The organism is Pseudomonas songnenensis (genome assembly GCF_003696315.1).
Classification (GTDB): Bacteria; Pseudomonadota; Gammaproteobacteria; order Pseudomonadales; family Pseudomonadaceae; genus Stutzerimonas; species Stutzerimonas songnenensis.
This window is the reverse complement of sequence record NZ_RFFN01000002.1, coordinates 481,583-494,367: the sequence shown is the minus strand read 5'-3', so window position 1 is coordinate 494,367 and position 12,785 is coordinate 481,583. Positions and strand designations below refer to the sequence as shown.

The window sequence follows — 12,785 nt, the reverse complement described above, 5'->3', positions numbered from 1 at the left end:
ACAGCCCGCGCCCCCGCTTGATCGGCCATCTCGCCTGATGGACGTATTGCTGCTGGAAGCGCTGGGCATCGGCCTGATCCTCGGGTTGCTGCTCGGGCTGACTGGAGCCGGCGGCTCGCTGGTCGCGCTACCTCTGCTGCTCAGCCTGCACTTGCCTTTGCGTGATGCGATCGGCGTCAGTCTCGGCGCGGTCGCCATGTCCGCACTGATCGGCGCGATCCCCCGCGCACGTCTCGGCCAGGTCGCCTGGCGCCCGGTCATGTTGTTGGCCATCTGCGGGCTGCCGGGCAATGCCGCCGCCCAATGGCTGGGCCAGTTCATTCCCGAGCGCGCACTGATCATCGGCTTCTGTCTGCTGGTGCTGTGGTCGGCCTGGCGCATGTGGCGTGGCGCCAGCCTGCCGGCGAAGGAGAACGTCGAGGATCATCAGCTGGCGCTGCTGGGTATTGGCGTCGGCGTCGGTCTGCTGTCCGGGCTGATGGGGGTTGGCGGTGGTTTCCTCATCGTGCCGGCACTGCTCTGGTTCACGTCCTTGTCGCTGCTGAGCGCCATGGCCACGTCGATGGCGGTGATCGCCGTGGTCAGCGGAGGCGGCTTCCTGCTCTACCTCACCGACGCCGAACCGCCGTTGCCGCTGCTTGGCGGGCTGGCGCTTGGCGGCGCCTTCGGCGTGCTGGCCGGCAATCGCCTGGCGCAATACCTCAACAGCAGCCTGCTGCAACGGCTGTTCGCATTGATGCTGGTCATCGTCAGTCTGTCATTGGGCGTGCAGAAGCTGCTGCTGGGTCACTGATCAGCGCCGGTCCGGATCATCCCAGAACGGCCTGCTGGCCTCCCACTCGATATCGGCGCGGCTGCGCCCGATGTCCTTGAGCATTTCGTCGCTGAGGCTGGCAAGTTGCCGCCGCTGGCGCGCCAGCTGATTCCAGCGCCGCAGCGTCTGCACGACCTGCGATAGCAGTGATGCTGCAGACAGGTTTGCCGCCCTGGCTGATTGGAAACTGTGTGAGGTAAGTTTCTGCGTATTCATCACGGCACCCTCCTGTTGGATTGGCACCAGTCTCTCGCCGGGTTTAAGATCAATCCAACGAATGTTCCTGATGCCAAGCATCTCGAGGATTGATGAATGGCCAACTACCCGAATATCGATACCGAGTTGCTGCGCAGCTTCGTCGCCATTGCCGATCATGGCGGGTTCACACGAGCCGCTGCCGCGGTCAACCGCACCCAGTCGGCAATCAGCATGCAGATGAAGCGCCTGGAAGAAGACGTGCTTGAACGCCCACTGTTCGAGCGCAGCGGCCGCCAGGTCAGGCTCACGGCCGAAGGCCAGATACTCCTCGGCTACGCCCGGCGCATCCTCAAGCTGCACGGTGAGGTGATGACCACGCTGCGCCAGCCGCACATGGTCGGCGCAGTCCGGATCGGCACACCGGACGACTACGTGATGCGTTTTTTGCCAGGCATCCTGGCGCGCTTCGCGCAGGCCTATCCGCTGGTACAGGTGGAGGTGCATTGCGAACCGTCGAGCCAGCTGTTGCAGCGGCGCGACCTGGATCTGAGTATCGTGACCCGCGAGCCGGGCACCGAAATCGGCCAGCTCCTGCGCCAGGAGCATGTGGTCTGGGCTGCCGCGCCGGGGTTCGATCTGCATGAGCATCGTCCCTTGCCTCTGGCCACCTTCAACACGGATTGCTTCTGTCGGGCCTGGGTATGCAATGCCCTGGACGCACGGGAGATCGAGTACCGGATCGCCTATAGCAGTCCCAGTCTATCGGCGATCATGGCCGTGGTGGGTGCCGGGCTGGCGCTGACCGCGCAGCTGCAAAGCCTGATTCCCGCAGAGCTGCAAATACTCGGCGAAGCGGAAGGGTTGCCTCGGTTGCCGCAGACCAGCATCGTGCTACTGCGTAATCCGCAGCAGCAGTCGCCGGTCAGCGAAACGCTTGCAGGTTACATCGTCGACGGTTTTCGCCTGTAACGCAGGTCAGCTGCGGCCGGCGGCCATCTCGTCGAACACCTCCGGCACCAGCGCCGCTTCGCCCTTGTCGATCAGACGCTGGCGCTGACCGACGTCCTGCGGGTTATCGAGGAGCGCCAACAGGCGCGTACCACGCTCGGTGAGGACGAAGTTCTCGCCGTTGCCGCCCTGTTCCTCCGGTCGAGTAACGATAAATCCACCCTCGAACAGCAGGCTCTCGTAGTCGGCCGCTTCGGCGCGCAGGCTGTCCAGATTCGGCATCGGCTGGCCTTCGCTCTCCATCTGCGCCGCATGTTCCTCGGCATAGCGCCGCGGCTTGAAGCTGTCGTTGGCGCTGGTCTGCACTTCATGAAGCAGGCGCTGGATCAGATCCCAGTTGTAGCTCATGACCATTCTCCCGTGACGGTTGCTCGCCCCAGAAACGAGGCGTCTGTACATACCGACCGTCTGCGGTGCCAGGGGGTTCGCCGCTGAACTAAAGCGGTTGCGCTGCGATCCACCGTTCAGACCGATTGAGCGAGGAACATGCCATGAAATTGTTGACGATCACGCTGACTGCCGCCCTGCTGGCCAGCCCCGCGGTGCAGGCAGCCTGCACCACCGACGAAGTGAATGCCAAGGCCGAGCAGCTGGCACAGCGCATCAACCAGCTCACCGAGAGCAATCCGCAGCGCGCGAAAGAAATAAACGAAGAGATTCGCCAGATGGATGCCAAGCGCACCGCCGACCAGCTGGGCGACGAGTGCGAGGCCTATGACAAACGTCTGAAGCAGATAGAAGAAGCCGAGCGTGAGGCCGACATTCCGCCGGCCGAAACGCAGCGCTGAGCCAAACGGCCGACGGTCATTCCGCCGTCGGCTTCTTGCGCTTGAGCGGGGCCATGCCGTCCTGACTGACTACCGGTGACGGCTGCTCTCGCTTGGCGTTCTTCGGACGCTTGGCGGTGGGCTTGGCCTTCTTCTTGTCATCTTTCTTCTTGTCGTCCTTTTTCTTCTTCGGGCCGGCCGCCTTGCCCGAGGCCTTGAGGTTCTTCGGCCCCATGTAGCTGCCCTTCAGGCCCTTGACCACCCGATGCTCGAAGCGCTGCTTGAGGTAGCGCTCGATGCTCGACATCAGGTTCCAGTCGTTGTGGCAGATCAACGAGATCGCCAGCCCCTCGGCGCCAGCGCGCCCGGTACGACCGATGCGGTGCACATACTCGTCACCTGAACGCGGCATATCGAAGTTGATCACCAGATCCAGGCCTTCGATATCCAGCCCGCGCGCCGCCACATCGGTGGCCACGAGCACCTTGACGCCGCCCTCCTTGACCCGGTCGATGGCCAGCTTGCGGTCCTTCTGATCCTTGTCACCGTGCAGCACGAAGGCCTTTACACCCTCAGCCACCAGGCGCCCGTAGAGGCGGTCGGCCTGCACGCGGGTGTTGGTGAAGATGACCGCCTTCTTGTAGGTTTCGTTGGCCAGCAGCCAGTGCACCAGCTTCTCTTTGTGCGCGGTGTCCTCGGCAGTGATGATCTGCTGGCGGGTGCCCTCGCTCAGCTCGCTGATACGGTTGAGCTGCAGGTGCAGCGGATCGCGCAGTACGCTGGCGGTCATCTCGCGCAGTGCCGAACCGCCGCTGGTTGCAGAGAACAGCAGGGTCTGCTGGCGCTTGGCACACTCGCCTACCAGACGCTGCACGTCCTCGGCGAATCCCATATCGAGCATGCGATCGGCTTCGTCGAGGATCAGCATCTCGACGTCCTTGAGGATCAGCGTGCCAGCATTCAGGTGCTCGATCATCCGTCCCGGCGTGCCGATGAGGATGTCAGGCACCTTGCGCAGCACCGCTGCCTGCACCTTGAAGTCCTCGCCCCCGGTGATCATCGCCGACTTGATGAAAGTGAATTGCGAAAAGCGCTCGACCTCCTTGAGCGTCTGCTGCGCCAGCTCCCGGGTCGGCAGCAGAATCAGCGCGCGAACATCGGTGCGCACCACGGCATCACCGATCAGGCGGTTGAGCATCGGCAGGACGAACGCGGCCGTCTTGCCGCTGCCGGTCTGTGCCGTCACGCGCAGGTCACGCCCTTCCAGCGCCGGCGGGATAGCCGCTACCTGCACCGGGGTCGGCTCGACGAATTTGAGTTCGGCGACGGCCTTGAGCAGGCGTTCGTGCAGGGCGAATTGGTCAAACAAGGGAGCTACCTCAAAGGTCGAAAAAACGATGGCATAGGTTAACCCGTCTGCCGGGCAAAGGCGCGTTCTGTAACAGCCGGCATGTTTTCCCGCGCGAACAAAGGCTAAGCTCACAAAAGCGAAGCGGCTTAATGCCCAGGAGGTTCGCATGATCTCGACGAAGCGGGTTGTGCTGCTGGCCAGCGCACTTTCGTTAGCGCTTTACGCTACGGTTGGCGCCGCCCAGCCAGGCAATGACCACCCCGGCAACAAGGGCAAGGGTGATCGCTCCAACGATTATCCGCCCGGATCTCAGCAGGATTCTCGCTACCGCGCACCCGTCGTCGATCTTGGCGCCGTACGGGTCACGCTGCGCGATCATCGCGACCTGCTGGCGCCTGCCTCGTCCCTGCCGCCCGGGATCCAGAAAAATCTCGCGCGTGGCAAGCCATTACCGCCGGGTATCGCCAAGAAAATGGACAGTCGCCTGCTGGGACGCCTGCCGCACTATGAAGGCTACGAGTGGAAACAGCTGGGCCGCGATGTGATTCTGGTGGGTATCGCGACCGGCATCGTCCACGAAATCCTGGAGAACGTACTGGATTGAGGCAGCCGGCGCGATTGGTCGGACTCGCAACAACGCCACGAAGCCCTATTGCGGCTCGCAGGTCAGCTTGACGCGAAGACGGATCACATCACGCTTGAATTTCGACGTCAGCGCCTTGCGCTCACCCGGTTGCAGCTCCGTGCGCCGAGTACGCGGCGCTTCCGGGCCATTCTGAAACACGGCAGTGCACACCGCGGCCGTTTCGCCGTAGTTGAGCAGCAGCAACCCGGCCAGATCGCGGTCGATCGCCTGCGGAGTGACATTGATGTCTGCGCCATTGAGTTGCTGATCGACGTCGATCGGATAGGTCGCGGCATGGGCGGTAAGCGGTAACAAGGCAAAGAGCAGGTAACCGATTGTTTTCATTTGACTGGGCTCCTCGGTAGAGCGGCCAGCGTAACAGACCCTATAGGAAGCGAAGGAATGAAAGTGCCCCGTGTGACGCTCGATCAGTGGCGCACCCTGCAGGCGGTCATCGATCACGGCGGCTTCGCCCAGGCGGCCGAAGCGCTGCATCGGTCGCAGTCCTCGGTCAGCTATACCGTGGCGCGCATGCAGGAGCAGCTCGGCGTACCACTGCTGCGCATCGATGGCCGCAAGGCGGTACTGACCGAAGCGGGCGAAGTGCTTCTGCGACGCTCCAGGCAGCTGGTCAGCCAGGCCAGCCAGCTGGAAGAACTCGCGCATCACATGGAGCAAGGCTGGGAAGCCGAGGTGCGCCTGGTGGTCGATGCGGCCTACCCCAGCGCCAAACTGATCCAGGCACTCAGCGAATTCATGCCGAAGAGTCGCGGCTGCCGTGTCCGCCTGCGCGAGGAAGTGCTCTCTGGCGTCGAGGAAGTGCTGAAGGACGGCACCGCGGACCTGGCGATCAGCGGCCTGGACATCACCGGTTACCTGGGCAGCGAGCTCAGCACCGTGGAATTCGTCGCCGTCGCGCATGCCGATCACCCGCTTCATCAGCTGGGACGCAAGCTGAGCGTGCAGGACCTGCAGAGCCAGATGCAGATCGTGGTGCGCGATACCGGTTTGCGTCAGCCCCGCGATGCCGGCTGGCTGGGGGCCGAACAACGCTGGACGGTAGGCAGCCTGGCCACCTCGGTGGCATTCGTCAGCAGCGGACTGGGCTTCGCCTGGCTGCCGCGGCATCTGATCGGCCGCGAGCTGGCCGAAGGCGTGCTCAAGCCGCTACCACTGGTCCAAGGCAGCATTCGCCGGCCTTTGTTCTATCTCTACACTAACCACGACAAACCGCTCGGGCCGGCTACCCGGATTCTCATCGAGCTGATCAAGACGTACGATGCCGGACAGGCCACCCCTCTGGCCGGCTGACAGCTTCCCCAACATCAGGAAAGACATCATGTTGAAACGCATCGCCCTCGCCGCCTGTACCGTTCTGCTGGCCGGCAACCTGTTCGCTGCCGAAAACCCCCGCGTGCTGCTGACCACCAGCCTGGGTGAGATCGAACTGGAACTCGAGGCGGAAAAGGCGCCGATCAGCGTCGAGAACTTCATCGGCTATGTGGAAAGCGGTTTTTACGATGGCACCGTATTCCATCGCGTCATCCCCGGCTTCATGATCCAGGGTGGCGGCTTCGGCGAAGGCCTGAACCAGAAGGCCACCAAGGCGCCGATCAAGAACGAGGCGGACAACGGCCTGCACAACGTGCGCGGCACTGTCGCCATGGCCCGCACCCAGAATGTGAACTCGGCGACCAGCCAGTTCTTCATCAACCATCGCGACAACGATTTCCTCGATCACGGCAGCCGTGACTTCGGCTACGCCGTGTTCGCCAAGGTCGTACGCGGCATGGATGTAGTCGACCAGATCGCCCAGGTCCCCACCGGCAATCGCTCCATGATGCAGAACGTCCCGCTGACCCCGGTGAAGATCATCACCGCGAAGAAGCTCTGATCCCCCAGGGGCCGGTTCGCCGGCCCTTCTCTTTTATGGCGGCCCGTACCAGGCGTCGCCTTTGCGAAACCCTCAACCGACAGGAGATCGCGATATGACTACCGCGCAAAGCCCGCTGAACACACCGGAGGGCGAAGCCCAGCTGCTGCAGGACCTGCTAAGCGCGGAGCGCGCCGGGGCCAAGGTGGCCGGCGACTCGTTGCAACAACCCTGTACGCAGGAGCAACGACAACTGCTCGAGCAGGTCCGCCAGGGCGAGATCGAAAGCTGCAAACTGCTGCTCAACTGCCTGCAGCATCTTGGGTTGGAGCCCAACAAGGACACCGGCGCCTTCTACGGCAAGGCGATGGCGATCGAGTCGCTGGATGAACGTCTGCCGTTCATCGACAAGGGTCAGCAATGGGTGATCCGCAAGCTGCGCGAGTATCTGCCAGGCTGCCAGGATCCGCTGCTGCGCAGCGAATTGCAGCGCATGCTGGAGATCCACGAGGAAAACAGCGCCGCGTCCCACGCCTGACGCAAGTGGCTAGCTGCCGGCCTGCCGGTACGGCAGCGCCTGGCGCGCCGCCTCGGCGTAGGCCAGCACACCGACGCGCTCCTGCTGCAGAAAATCCGTCACCGCGGCTCGCAAGCCCGGGTGCTGCAGATAATGCCAGGAGCGCGTGATCACCGGCTCGAAGCCCCGGATCAGCTTGTGCTCGCCCTGTGCGCCGGCATCGAAGCGCTGCAGGCCGCCGGCGATGGCCTGGTCGATGCCCTGGTAGAAACAGGTCTCGAAGTGCAGACGGTCAAGATCCGCCAGGCAGCCCCAGTAGCGGCCGTATAGCCCGCTGTCGTCACGCAGGCTGAAGGCCATCGCCACCGGTCGCGCGCCCTGCTGCGCCAACACCACCCGAATCGCCTGCGGCATGCGTTCGGCCAGCAGGCTGAAAAACCGGCGGGTCAGGTACGGAGTCTGCCCGCGGACCTGATAGGTGTTGGCGTAGCAGGCGTAGACGAAATCCCACTCCGCCTCGCTGAGCTGATGCCCTTCGCGCCAGTCGAAGACGATGCCCTGCCCTGCGACCTGTTCGCGCTCCTTGCGCAGCTGCTTGCGCTTGCGTGAGGTCAGCCCGTCGAGAAAGTCCTGAAAGTCCCGATAGCCCCGGTTGTGCCAGTGGAACTGACAGCCGATGCGCTCCAGCCAACCCTCCCGGCCAGCCATCAGCCGATCGGCCTGAGGCTCGGTGAAGTTCACATGGACTCCGGACATCTCCTGGGCGTCGAGCTGCTCGGTGAGCCCGTCAAGCAACGCTGGCGCCGCCTCGACATCGCCGAGCAGACGCTGGCCTGCGACCGGTGTGAAGGGTACGGCGCACAGCAGCTTGGGGTAATAGCGGATGCCGGCGCGCTGGCAGGCATCCGCCCAGGCCCAGTCGAACACGTACTCGCCGTAGGAATGGCTCTTGCGATACAGCGGCAATGCGGCCCGCAGCCCCCCCTGCGGGTCGCGCAGCAGGCAATGGGCAGGCTGCCAGCCGCTGCGACCTCCGACGCTGCCGCTGTCTTCCAGCGATGAGAGGAAGGCATGGCGCAGGAAGGGCTGGGTGTCGGCCAACAAGGCATCCCATTCGGCGGGATCGAGTTCGGCGAGGCGGTGTACGGTCTGGATAGGCATGGGCGCAGTCTGGCCTGTCGCGCAGACGAAAAAAAGCCCCGCCAAGGGCGGGGCTCAAGGGAGCATCACGGATGAGGGTGATGTTTAGAACACGTACTGGGCGCGGAATACGAAGCCGTCGCCGTCGTCGTCGCCGGTACGCACGCCATCGGCTGCGTTGTAGACGTTGTCGGTCTTGGCCTTGACGTACACGCCGCTCAGCTTGACGGCCTCGTTGACGTACCAGTTCACGCCCAGGTTGTGCACCTTGGCCTCGGTATCGCCGGCGTCACGGGTCACGCTGGCCGCGGCGTTGCTGTCCTCGACGGTGAAATCGTCATAGCGGTAGAAGACTTCCCAGGCGCCGATCTGCTTGTTGGCAGGCTTGAGCTGGTCGAAGCGGCCCAGCTTGTAGCCGCGCGCTTCGCCGGTCAGCGTGTAGGCGGCCTGCACGTAGAAGCCGTCCGCTTCGATATCGTCCAGGGCGGCGCTGTCGGCCTTCAGTTTGCGCTTCATGTATTCGCCCTGCAGGGAGAACGGCCCGGTCGCCCAGGCGGCTTCCACGCCCCATGCGCTGTCCTTGTCCCAGGAGCCGTCGGCGGAGTTGTTGAAGCCACCGAATACCGGGCGGTTGCCGTTGGCGCCGGCATCGTTGCCGCCGGCGGTATCCACGCCACGCATGCCCAGGCGCGAACGGAAGCGCGAGTCGAAGTTCTCGCCATCGGCGTCACGCAGGGCGTAGTTGGCGCCGATGTGCAGGACGTTACCGGCCTCGTGCAGCGGGGCGAACACGCCGCGCAGGTTGTACTGCTTGGTGCTCTCGCCGTCTTCGCTGTTGTTGTCCTTCGCGGTCACCCCGGCGGAGGCATACAGGGAGTCGCTCAGCGACGCCGCGATCTGGGCACCCAGGCCGTTGCCATGGCTGTGGGTCCAGTCGATCAGGTCATAGACGGCGTTGCGCTCCTGGGCGGTGACCCACTTGGAGCTGGTGGCCTTCTCCAGGCCGAAGTCCGGGTCGAAGCGGCCGACCTTGATCTGCACCGGGTTCCAGCCGGTGTAAGCGATGGATGCCTCGTCAAAATAGCCGTCGTCCGAGTTGCCGGCGTTGTGGGCGAAGTCGTAGTTGATCTGGTATTTCCAGTCCTTGTAGGCAACACCGCCGATCTCGAGGAACGCACGACGGAAGTAGGCGGCATCCGCGCTGTCGCCATTGTCGGTGTAGATACCGTCGAACTGGCTGTAGTCGGCCTGCAGGCGGCCGCCCACCTTGAAGCTGAACTCTTTGTCCGTCGTGGCGACTTCCAGGCCACCCTTGGTCTTGACAACGATATCGGCGCCATCGGTGGTGACGGTGCCGGCGAAAGCCTGGGCGGAAACGGCCAGAGCCAGGGCGCTGGCGGCGAAACCGGCGAAGTGCTTACGGATCATCAAAAATTCCCCTTTATGTTTAGCGTCGGAAACACTCGAGATGGGCTCTTTGTGTTCGGGGGAATCTTGGCGACGGTGTATGTCAGCCAAATGGCTGATCTATAAAGATTTTGTGACAGCGGAACTTTCATTCCGGGCGCATGATAGAGCGGCTGCGGCAGCTTTCGGTCAGTCGCGCCCGCTTCGCTCGCTCGGGCGTCGTGCGCCGGCCACCAGTTTGTCCACCGCCCGTGCGGCGGCGACCATGCCGAACGTGGCGGTAACCATGGTCACCGCGCCGAAGCCGCCGGCGCAGTCGAGCTTGACGCCCTCGCCGACGAAGCTCTTGCTCTGGCACACGCCGCCATCGGGCTTCGGGTAGCGCAACTGTTCGGTGGAGAACACGCAGGGCACGCTGTAGGTGCGCCCCGGCGTGCGCGAGAAGTTGTATTCGCGCCGCAGCAGCGAACGCACCTTGGCCGCCAGCGGATCGTTGAAGGTCTTGTTCAGATCGGCGACCTGAATCTGCGTCGGGTCCACCTGCCCGCCCGCCCCGCCGGTCGCGATGATCTGGATCTTGCGGCGCTTGCACCAGGCGATCAGCGCCGCCTTGGCCGGCACGCTGTCGATGCAGTCGATGACACAGTCCATGTCTTCGGTGATGTACTCGGCCATGGTTTCGCGGGTGACGAAGTCGGGCACGGCATGAACCCGACATGCCGGGTTGATGGCACGGATGCGCGCAGCCATTTCATCCACCTTCGGCTTGCCCACCGCACCGTCCAGCGCATGGATCTGCCGGTTGGTATTGGTGATGCACACATCGTCCAGGTCGAACAGGCTGATCTCGCCGACGCCGCTGCGTGCCAGCGCCTCGGCCGCCCACGAGCCGACACCGCCGATGCCGACCACCGCCACATGGGCCGCCGCCAGCCGCTCCAGACCGAGCCGCCCATACAGACGGGCAATGCCGCCGAAACGCTGTTCATCGATAGACATGCCGACTCCCCCGGAGAAAAACCTGGCGATTATAAGACCTCGCCGCGTGGCGACCACTGCATCCGGCCGTCACCGAGATCGCGGCTTTGCTTTAATATGGCGCCCTTTCCCCGCCGTACCGGAGCCGTGATGACCGCCCCCGCCCTCTCCCCGACGCTCGAACTGGCCTGCGAGCTGATCAACCGCCCCTCCGTGACGCCGCTGGATGAAGGCTGCCAGCAGCTGATGAGCCAGCGCCTGGCGGCTTGCGGCTTCGCCATCGAGCCGATGCACATCGAGGACGTGGAGAACTTCTGGGCCATCCGCGGCACCGAAGGCCCGGTGCTGTGCTTTGCCGGCCACACCGACGTGGTTCCCACCGGCCCGCTGCAAGCCTGGCAGAACCCGCCGTTCAGTGCGCGCATCGACGGGCAGGGCATGCTCCACGGTCGCGGCGCGGCAGACATGAAAGGCAGCCTGGCCGCCATGGTCGTGGCAGTGGAACGCTTCACCGCCGACCATCCGGACCACAAGGGACAGATCGCCTTCCTGATCACCAGCGATGAGGAAGGCCCGGCGCACCACGGTACCAAGGCGGTGGTCGAGCGCCTGCGCGCGCGCGGCCAGCGCCTGGACTGGTGCATCGTCGGCGAACCCTCGAGCACCAGCCTGGTGGGCGACGTGGTGAAGAACGGTCGCCGCGGCTCGCTGGGCGGCACGCTCATCGTGCGCGGCCAGCAGGGCCATGTGGCCTACCCCCATCTGGCGAAGAACCCGATCCACCTGGCCGCGCCGGCACTGGCCGAGCTGGCTGCCGAACACTGGGACGATGGCAATGCCTTCTTCCCGCCGACCAGCTTCCAGATCTCCAACCTGAACGCCGGCACCGGCGCCACCAATGTCATTCCCGGCACGCTGGAAGCGGTGTTCAACTTCCGCTTCTCCACCGAGTCGACCGTCGAAGGCTTGCAGCAACGCACCGCGGCGATCCTCGACAAGCACGGTCTGGACTGGAGCATCGACTGGGCGCTGTCCGGCCTGCCGTTCCTCACCGAGCCGGGCGACCTGCTCGACGGCGTGGCCAAGGCGATCCGCAGCGTCACCGGCCGCGAGACCACGCCGTCCACCAGCGGCGGCACCTCGGACGGGCGCTTTATCGCCACCCTGGGCACCCAGGTGGTCGAGCTCGGCCCGGTCAACGCCACCATCCACCAGGTCGACGAACACATCCTGGCCAGCGATCTCGACCTGCTGACCGAGATCTACTACCAGACGCTGGTGAACCTGCTGGCATGCTGATCTGCCCGATCTGCCAGGCGCCACTGAACGCGGTCGACAATGGTGTGGCCTGCCCGGCCAACCACCGCTTCGACCGCGCGCGCCAGGGTTACCTGAACCTGCTCCCCGTGCAGCACAAGAACAGCCGCGATCCGGGCGACAACCAAGCCATGGTCGAGGCGCGCCGACGCTTTCTCGATGGCGGTCACTATGCGCCGCTGGCCCGACGCCTCGCCGAGCTGGCCGCCGAGCGTGCGCCGCAACGCTGGCTGGACATCGGCTGTGGCGAGGGCTACTACACGGCCCAACTAGCTGCCGCGCTGCCGGACGCCGAAGGCTATGCACTGGACATCTCCCGCGAGGCGATCAAGCGCGCCTGCAAACGCGCCCCGCAACTAGAGTGGCTGGTCGCGAGCATGGCCCGCGTGCCGCTGGCCGATGCAAGCTGCAACCTGCTGGCCAGCGTGTTCAGCCCGCTGGACTGGCAGGAAGCACGCCGCCTGCTCTCGCCCGGCGGCGGGTTGCTGCGCATGGGGCCAACCCGCGACCATCTGTGGGAACTGCGCGCGCGGCTCTACGACGAGGTACGCGACTACGACGACGAGAAACACCTGTCGCTGATTCCCGAAGGCATGCGTCTGGCCCATAGCGAAACCCTCAGCTACGAGCTGCAACTGGACGATGCCCAGGCACGCGCCGATCTGCTGGCGATGACCCCACACGGCTGGCGCGCCAGTGCCGAACGCCGTACGGCGGTGATCGACAGTCACCTCAGCGTGCGGGTTGCGATACGCTACGACTGGATCGAACGCACGTCCTAGCGTTCATC

Annotated in this window: 16 protein-coding genes; 9 read left to right on the top strand and 7 right to left on the bottom strand. The window is 64.4% G+C overall.

Going from position 1 to position 12,785, the window contains the following annotated elements:
* Positions 1-37 precede the first annotated feature (37 nt).
* A complete protein-coding gene (locus tag EA798_RS06760; RefSeq protein WP_122098461.1) occupies positions 38-793 on the top strand; it encodes a sulfite exporter TauE/SafE family protein in 756 nt (251 codons plus the stop codon).
* Here the strand turns inward: EA798_RS06760 and EA798_RS06755 are convergent, their stop codons facing one another.
* Positions 794-1,030 (bottom strand): DUF1127 domain-containing protein, encoded by a 237-nt coding sequence (locus EA798_RS06755; RefSeq protein ID WP_106158238.1) that lies wholly within the window; start codon positions 1,028-1,030, stop codon positions 794-796.
* Between the two features lie 96 nt (positions 1,031-1,126).
* Between EA798_RS06755 and EA798_RS06750 the strand changes: the two genes are divergently transcribed.
* Positions 1,127-1,981, top strand: a complete 855-nt coding sequence (locus EA798_RS06750; RefSeq protein ID WP_106158237.1) for a LysR substrate-binding domain-containing protein — start codon at positions 1,127-1,129, stop codon at positions 1,979-1,981.
* A gap of 6 nt (positions 1,982-1,987) precedes the next feature.
* Here EA798_RS06750 and EA798_RS06745 read toward each other — a convergent pair whose 3' ends face one another.
* Positions 1,988-2,368, bottom strand: coding sequence for a transcriptional regulator (locus EA798_RS06745; protein ID WP_122098460.1), 381 nt, complete (start codon positions 2,366-2,368; stop codon positions 1,988-1,990).
* A 143-nt stretch (positions 2,369-2,511) separates the two neighbouring features.
* On the opposite strand from EA798_RS06745, the gene EA798_RS06740 reads away from it, so the two are divergent.
* Complete coding sequence (locus tag EA798_RS06740; protein ID WP_106158235.1) at positions 2,512-2,808, top strand: hypothetical protein; 297 nt, start codon at positions 2,512-2,514, stop codon at positions 2,806-2,808.
* Positions 2,809-2,824: 16 nt separating this feature from the next.
* Here EA798_RS06740 and EA798_RS06735 read toward each other — a convergent pair whose 3' ends face one another.
* On the bottom strand, positions 2,825-4,156 hold the full coding sequence (locus tag EA798_RS06735; protein ID WP_106158234.1) for a DEAD/DEAH box helicase: 1,332 nt from the start codon (positions 4,154-4,156) through the stop codon (positions 2,825-2,827).
* A 148-nt stretch (positions 4,157-4,304) separates the two neighbouring features.
* Here EA798_RS06735 and EA798_RS06730 point away from each other — a divergent pair, with 148 nt between their 5' ends.
* A complete protein-coding gene (locus EA798_RS06730) occupies positions 4,305-4,742 on the top strand; it encodes an anti-virulence regulator CigR family protein (RefSeq protein ID WP_122098459.1) in 438 nt (145 codons plus the stop codon).
* Between the two features lie 45 nt (positions 4,743-4,787).
* Here EA798_RS06730 and EA798_RS06725 read toward each other — a convergent pair whose 3' ends face one another.
* Positions 4,788-5,108: a 3-phosphoglycerate kinase gene (locus EA798_RS06725; protein WP_106158232.1), complete on the bottom strand. Its 321-nt coding sequence runs from the start codon at positions 5,106-5,108 to the stop codon at positions 4,788-4,790.
* A 57-nt stretch (positions 5,109-5,165) separates the two neighbouring features.
* Here EA798_RS06725 and EA798_RS06720 point away from each other — a divergent pair, with 57 nt between their 5' ends.
* The 3 genes from EA798_RS06720 to EA798_RS06710 all read left to right on the top strand — a co-directional run bounded on the left by EA798_RS06720 (position 5,166) and on the right by EA798_RS06710 (position 7,174).
* On the top strand, positions 5,166-6,074 hold the full coding sequence (locus EA798_RS06720; RefSeq protein ID WP_106158231.1) for a LysR family transcriptional regulator: 909 nt from the start codon (positions 5,166-5,168) through the stop codon (positions 6,072-6,074).
* 28 nt (positions 6,075-6,102) lie between these two features.
* A complete protein-coding gene (locus tag EA798_RS06715; protein ID WP_106158230.1) occupies positions 6,103-6,657 on the top strand; it encodes a peptidylprolyl isomerase in 555 nt (184 codons plus the stop codon).
* A gap of 94 nt (positions 6,658-6,751) precedes the next feature.
* Entirely contained in the window at positions 6,752-7,174 is a 423-nt protein-coding gene (locus EA798_RS06710) for a DUF6306 domain-containing protein (protein ID WP_106158229.1), read from the top strand.
* 9 nt (positions 7,175-7,183) lie between these two features.
* Here EA798_RS06710 and EA798_RS06705 read toward each other — a convergent pair whose 3' ends face one another.
* The 3 genes from EA798_RS06705 to tcdA all read right to left on the bottom strand — a co-directional run bounded on the left by EA798_RS06705 (position 7,184) and on the right by tcdA (position 10,699).
* Positions 7,184-8,314, bottom strand: coding sequence for a GNAT family N-acetyltransferase (locus EA798_RS06705; protein ID WP_122098458.1), 1,131 nt, complete (start codon positions 8,312-8,314; stop codon positions 7,184-7,186).
* An 84-nt stretch (positions 8,315-8,398) separates the two neighbouring features.
* The gene (locus tag EA798_RS06700; RefSeq protein ID WP_122098457.1) at positions 8,399-9,721 is read right to left on the bottom strand and encodes an OprO/OprP family phosphate-selective porin; all 1,323 of its coding nucleotides are present in this window, start codon (positions 9,719-9,721) and stop codon (positions 8,399-8,401) included.
* 168 nt (positions 9,722-9,889) lie between these two features.
* A complete protein-coding gene (gene tcdA / locus EA798_RS06695; protein WP_084904631.1) occupies positions 9,890-10,699 on the bottom strand; it encodes a tRNA cyclic N6-threonylcarbamoyladenosine(37) synthase TcdA in 810 nt (269 codons plus the stop codon).
* A gap of 129 nt (positions 10,700-10,828) precedes the next feature.
* Here tcdA and dapE point away from each other — a divergent pair, with 129 nt between their 5' ends.
* Both dapE and EA798_RS06685 read left to right on the top strand, forming a co-directional pair.
* Positions 10,829-11,977, top strand: coding sequence for a succinyl-diaminopimelate desuccinylase (dapE, locus tag EA798_RS06690; protein WP_122098456.1), 1,149 nt, complete (start codon positions 10,829-10,831; stop codon positions 11,975-11,977).
* The gene (locus EA798_RS06685) at positions 11,971-12,777 is read left to right on the top strand and encodes a putative RNA methyltransferase (RefSeq protein ID WP_122098455.1); all 807 of its coding nucleotides are present in this window, start codon (positions 11,971-11,973) and stop codon (positions 12,775-12,777) included. Before dapE ends, EA798_RS06685 begins: the two co-directional genes overlap by 7 nt.
* The last annotated feature ends 8 nt before the right edge of the window (positions 12,778-12,785 follow it).

Excerpts from the sequence above, each read along its gene's own strand:
- EA798_RS06720 (WP_106158231.1), top strand. The coding sequence starts at position 5,166 with ATGAAAGTGCCCCGTGTGACGCTCGATCAGTGGCGCACCCTGCAGGCG.
- EA798_RS06725 (WP_106158232.1), bottom strand. The coding sequence starts at position 5,108 with ATGAAAACAATCGGTTACCTGCTCTTTGCCTTGTTACCGCTTACCGCC.
- EA798_RS06740 (WP_106158235.1), top strand. The coding sequence starts at position 2,512 with ATGAAATTGTTGACGATCACGCTGACTGCCGCCCTGCTGGCCAGCCCC.
- EA798_RS06685 (WP_122098455.1), top strand. The coding sequence starts at position 11,971 with ATGCTGATCTGCCCGATCTGCCAGGCGCCACTGAACGCGGTCGACAAT.
- EA798_RS06715 (WP_106158230.1), top strand. The coding sequence starts at position 6,103 with ATGTTGAAACGCATCGCCCTCGCCGCCTGTACCGTTCTGCTGGCCGGC.
- EA798_RS06750 (WP_106158237.1), top strand. The coding sequence starts at position 1,127 with ATGGCCAACTACCCGAATATCGATACCGAGTTGCTGCGCAGCTTCGTC.
- dapE (WP_122098456.1), top strand. The coding sequence starts at position 10,829 with ATGACCGCCCCCGCCCTCTCCCCGACGCTCGAACTGGCCTGCGAGCTG.
- EA798_RS06705 (WP_122098458.1), bottom strand. The coding sequence starts at position 8,314 with ATGCCTATCCAGACCGTACACCGCCTCGCCGAACTCGATCCCGCCGAA.
- EA798_RS06730 (WP_122098459.1), top strand. The coding sequence starts at position 4,305 with ATGATCTCGACGAAGCGGGTTGTGCTGCTGGCCAGCGCACTTTCGTTA.
- EA798_RS06760 (WP_122098461.1), top strand. The coding sequence starts at position 38 with ATGGACGTATTGCTGCTGGAAGCGCTGGGCATCGGCCTGATCCTCGGG.
- EA798_RS06710 (WP_106158229.1), top strand. The coding sequence starts at position 6,752 with ATGACTACCGCGCAAAGCCCGCTGAACACACCGGAGGGCGAAGCCCAG.
- tcdA (WP_084904631.1), bottom strand. The coding sequence starts at position 10,699 with ATGTCTATCGATGAACAGCGTTTCGGCGGCATTGCCCGTCTGTATGGG.
- EA798_RS06755 (WP_106158238.1), bottom strand. The coding sequence starts at position 1,030 with ATGAATACGCAGAAACTTACCTCACACAGTTTCCAATCAGCCAGGGCG.
- EA798_RS06700 (WP_122098457.1), bottom strand. The coding sequence starts at position 9,721 with ATGATCCGTAAGCACTTCGCCGGTTTCGCCGCCAGCGCCCTGGCTCTG.
- EA798_RS06745 (WP_122098460.1), bottom strand. The coding sequence starts at position 2,368 with ATGAGCTACAACTGGGATCTGATCCAGCGCCTGCTTCATGAAGTGCAG.